A 3578-nucleotide genomic window follows, 5' to 3' on the forward strand; every position below is an offset into this window, starting at 1 on the left:
TCCCCTCCCCCCCCCCCCCACCCCCCCCCCCCCCCCCCCCCCCCCCCTCCCTCCCCCCCCCCCCCCCCCCCCCCCCCCCCCCCCCCCCCCCAGGACTCGGTGGCGCACGCGCTGGAGATCACCGCGCGGGTGATCACCTGTGCCGCGCTGATCATGGTGAGCGTGTTCGCCGCGTTCATCGTCAGCGACAACGTGGTGATCAAGATGATGGGGCTGGGCCTGGCGGTCAGCGTGCTGGTGGACGCCACGGTGGTGCGGCTGCTGCTGGTGCCGGCGGTGATGACGCTGCTGGGGCCGGCGGCCTGGTGGACGCCGCGCCTGCTGGACCGGGTGCTGCCGCGCATCGACACCGAGGGCGCGGGCGAGCGGCCGTAGGGCGGGGGCGACCGTGGGGCGGGGGCGGCCCCCGTCCCACGGCCCCGCCCTACGGCCGGGGTGTGCCGGGTGTTCAGCGGGCGCTGCCGAGGTCGCGGTCGTGGTCCGCCCCCTCCAGCAGGAGGGTGGTCTCCTCGATGCGGCGGAAGCGGCCGTCGGGGGCGAACTCGGCGAAGAGGTAGACCTCCATGCGGACGGTGGAGCCGTCGGTCTTGGTGATGGTCATGGTGTGGCGGTCGGCGTAGCGGTGACCGTTCACCAGTTCCTCGTGGACCTCGACGGAGCCGTCGGCCACGACCGTGCGCAGGTGGGCGATGTGGGCCAGGAACTCCTCGCGGTCGTCCCAGCGGCCGTCGGTGCGCTGGCGGTAGTCGGGGGCGAAGTGCCGGTCGACGGCCTCGTTCAGGTCCAGGCCCGGGGTGAGGAGCAGGTCGGCCAGGGCGGTGGTGATGTCGGTGTGCTGCACGGGGTCCTCCGATGGTCGTCACGGGAAAGTGCGTGCCTCAGGCACGCATCTGACGGTACAGGAAAAGCGTGCGCAGCGCACGCTAATCTGAGGGGGTGACGAATCCGACCGGACACGAGATCGCCGAGGCCCTGGGACTGCTGCTGCGGCGCAGCACCCGCGCCGGCCTGCACGCCCAGCTCACCGACGGCCTGGGGGAAGCCGTCGACGAGCTCACCTACCCGGTCCTCAGCGGCCTGGCCCGCACCGGCCCGTGCAGCGCCGCCGACCTGGGCCGCGAGATCGGGCTGGACCGCACCACCGTGACCCGCCGCGCCGACCGGCTGGAGGAGGCCAGGCTGCTGCGCCGCGAGGCCGACCCCGGCGACCGGCGCGCGACCCTGCTCGTCCTCACCGACCGCGGGCAGGACGCGGTACGGGCCACCAGGCAGCGCCTGGCGGCCCGCATCGAGGACTCCCTCGCCTCCTGGCCGGCGCAGGACGCCCGGACCTTCGCCCGGCTGCTGCGCACCTTCGTGGACGAGGGGCCGTTCCAGGGCTGAGGGCCCGTTCCAGGCCTGAGGGCCCGGGCCCGGGGCTCCGGGCCCGGCGCCGCAGACCCGGCCCGGGGCTTCAGACCCGGGCCTGGGGCGCCGGGCCCGCGGGCGCCGGGCGGCCGACGGGGGCCAGGTGCCGGGCGAGGAGGGCGCGCAGCGCGTCGGGATCCGAGGTGCCGCGCTTGGCCAGGATGAGCAGGCAGGAGCCGCTGCGGTTCAGCGCCAGGAACAAGTGCTCCGTCTCCACGAAGCCCGACAGCGTCGCCCAGGCCCGGGTCTGGGTGCCGCACCGGTCGGTGACACTCACCCCGGCGTCGTCCACCACCACGGTGCGGGGCCCGCCGCGCCGGGACACCCGCCGGTGCGCCAACGCCGCCTGCAGCCGCGGGGCGAACAGTGCCAGGGCCGCCATCGCGGCCGCGGCCACCGCGTCCGACACACCCGCCTCGCCGTCCGCCAGTTTCAGCGCGCCGCCGAGCAGCGAGACGGCCGCCGGGACCCACCGGACCACCCGCGCCAGCCGGCCCGCCGTGGTGTGCCGGGCCTGGGCGGCGAAGGCCTCCCGGAAGTCCTCGCCCGTCGGCGTGTACGCCAGCTCCATCCGCCCCTGCTCCACTGCTGCTCCCTTGATCCACTTCTCGGTGCGCAGATGCTGGCCAAGGGTTCGCGAAGCGGTGCGTCAGGGCCCTCCCCCGCCCGCCTCGCGCTGATCCCCTGCCCCCGAACCCCTCCGGCTGCCGGCTGGCCCTGCACCCGGGCTCGGCCCCGGGGTGGGCGCGGGGGTCCGGGCGGGCGGACGGGCGGGGATCGGTTACGGTCGACGGTCCGGCAGCGGCCGGGCCGGGAGACGGAGCGGGAAGGGGGCGGCGAGGTGGCCGCGGTGACGGGGAGCGTGTTCCGGGGCGAGGGCCTGCCCGCGCGGGAGCGGTTCGACTGCTGGCGGGAGCTGATCGGGCGCACCCGGGCCAGCGAGATGACCAGCGAGCACGCCGACGACTTCCGGGCGGAGATGCGCCGCCTGGAACTGGGACCGGTGACCCTGCTGCGGTCCTCGTTCCCGCCGACACGCTTCCGGCGCTCCGCCGCCATGGTGCGGCGCACCGACCCCGGGGTGTACCACCTGACGATGCCGCTCGCCGGCGGGCTGTCGCTGACCCGCGGCACCAGGGAGCGCACCCGCACCTTCGGCCGGGGCGACCTCTACCTGGTGGACAGCTCGCACCCGTACGAGGTGCGGGCCCTCGGGGCCTGCGGCGGCGGCCGCCGGGAGCAGCGGACCGAGGCCGTGGGGATCGACTTCCCGGTGTCGCTGCTGCCGCTGCCGCCGCACCGGCTGCGCGACCTGCTGGGGCGGGGGTTCTCGGTGCGCGAGGGCACCTGCGCGCTGCTGTCGGACTTCCTGGTCGGGCTGGACCGGCAGGCGGCGGTGCTGGGGCCGGCCGGGGCGGCCCGGCTGGGGACGATCGCGGTCGACCTGGTCGCCGCCTGGGTCGCGGGGGAACTGGAGGCCGAGGCGGCCGTGCCGGAGGAGACCCGGCAGCGGGCCCTGGCGGAGGCGGTGCGCGCCTTCGTGCGGCGCAACCTCGCCGACCCCGACCTGTCGCCGGCGGTGATCGCCGCCGCCCACCACGTCTCCGTCAGCCACCTGCACCGGGTCTTCACCCGGCAGTCCGGGGAGTCCGGGGACGGCCGGACGCTGGCGGCCTGGATCCGCGGGCAGCGGCTGGAGCGGGCCCGGTGCGACCTGGCCGACCCGGCGCTGCGCACCCTGCCGGTCCAGGCCGTCGCGGCCCGCTGGGGCTTCCCCCGGGCCGACGATTTCAGCCGCGCCTTCCGGGCCGCGTACGGGCTCTCGCCCCGTGAGCACCGCCACCGGGCCCTGGCCGGGCGGGAGCAGGACGGCGACGGCGCCGCGGGCGGTGCGGGCGACGCGTAGACGCATTGCCAAGGAAGGAGACGCATTGCCAAGGAAGTGGAGACGCAGGGACAACACGGGCCCGGCGCGTCCTGGCATCCTCCACGAGGAACACCGCGACGCGCCGGGCCCGTCAGCCCCGCGCGGCAGAACCACCGGTGGGGGGGGGAGGGACAGGGGGGGGGTCGGGGGAGGGGTGGGGGCGCGGCTCCTCCGAAAGGTGCTAAAAAGGGGAAAAGACGACAGGGGGGATCTCAAGAAAAACGAGGAGGAGGGCCGACAGCAA

Annotated in this window: 4 protein-coding genes and 1 pseudogene; 3 read left to right on the forward strand and 2 right to left on the reverse strand. The window is 76.2% G+C overall.

Going from position 1 to position 3578, the window contains the following annotated elements; genetic code table 11:
• Window positions 1-96: 96 nt before the first annotated feature.
• Window positions 97-366, forward strand: a pseudogene (locus tag ACZ4W5_RS32475) (MMPL family transporter); the annotation flags it as partial.
• A gap of 82 nt (window positions 367-448) precedes the next feature.
• On the opposite strand, the gene ACZ4W5_RS32480 reads toward ACZ4W5_RS32475, so the two are convergent.
• Entirely contained in the window at window positions 449-841 is a 393-nt protein-coding gene (locus ACZ4W5_RS32480) for a nuclear transport factor 2 family protein (RefSeq protein ID WP_465658584.1), read from the reverse strand.
• Between the two features lie 95 nt (window positions 842-936).
• On the opposite strand from ACZ4W5_RS32480, the gene ACZ4W5_RS32485 reads away from it, so the two are divergent.
• Window positions 937-1383, forward strand: coding sequence for a MarR family winged helix-turn-helix transcriptional regulator (locus tag ACZ4W5_RS32485; RefSeq protein ID WP_465658585.1), 447 nt, complete (start codon window positions 937-939; stop codon window positions 1381-1383).
• Window positions 1384-1453: 70 nt separating this feature from the next.
• Here ACZ4W5_RS32485 and ACZ4W5_RS32490 read toward each other — a convergent pair whose 3' ends face one another.
• Complete coding sequence (locus ACZ4W5_RS32490; RefSeq protein WP_465658586.1) at window positions 1454-1978, reverse strand: YcxB family protein; 525 nt, start codon at window positions 1976-1978, stop codon at window positions 1454-1456.
• 279 nt (window positions 1979-2257) lie between these two features.
• On the opposite strand from ACZ4W5_RS32490, the gene ACZ4W5_RS32495 reads away from it, so the two are divergent.
• Window positions 2258-3313 carry a helix-turn-helix transcriptional regulator gene (locus tag ACZ4W5_RS32495; RefSeq protein WP_465658587.1) on the forward strand — a complete coding sequence of 352 codons (1056 nt, stop codon included), beginning with the start codon at window positions 2258-2260 and terminating at the stop codon, window positions 3311-3313.
• The last annotated feature ends 265 nt before the right edge of the window (window positions 3314-3578 follow it).

Source organism: Kitasatospora sp. NPDC029367 (genome assembly GCF_055569135.1).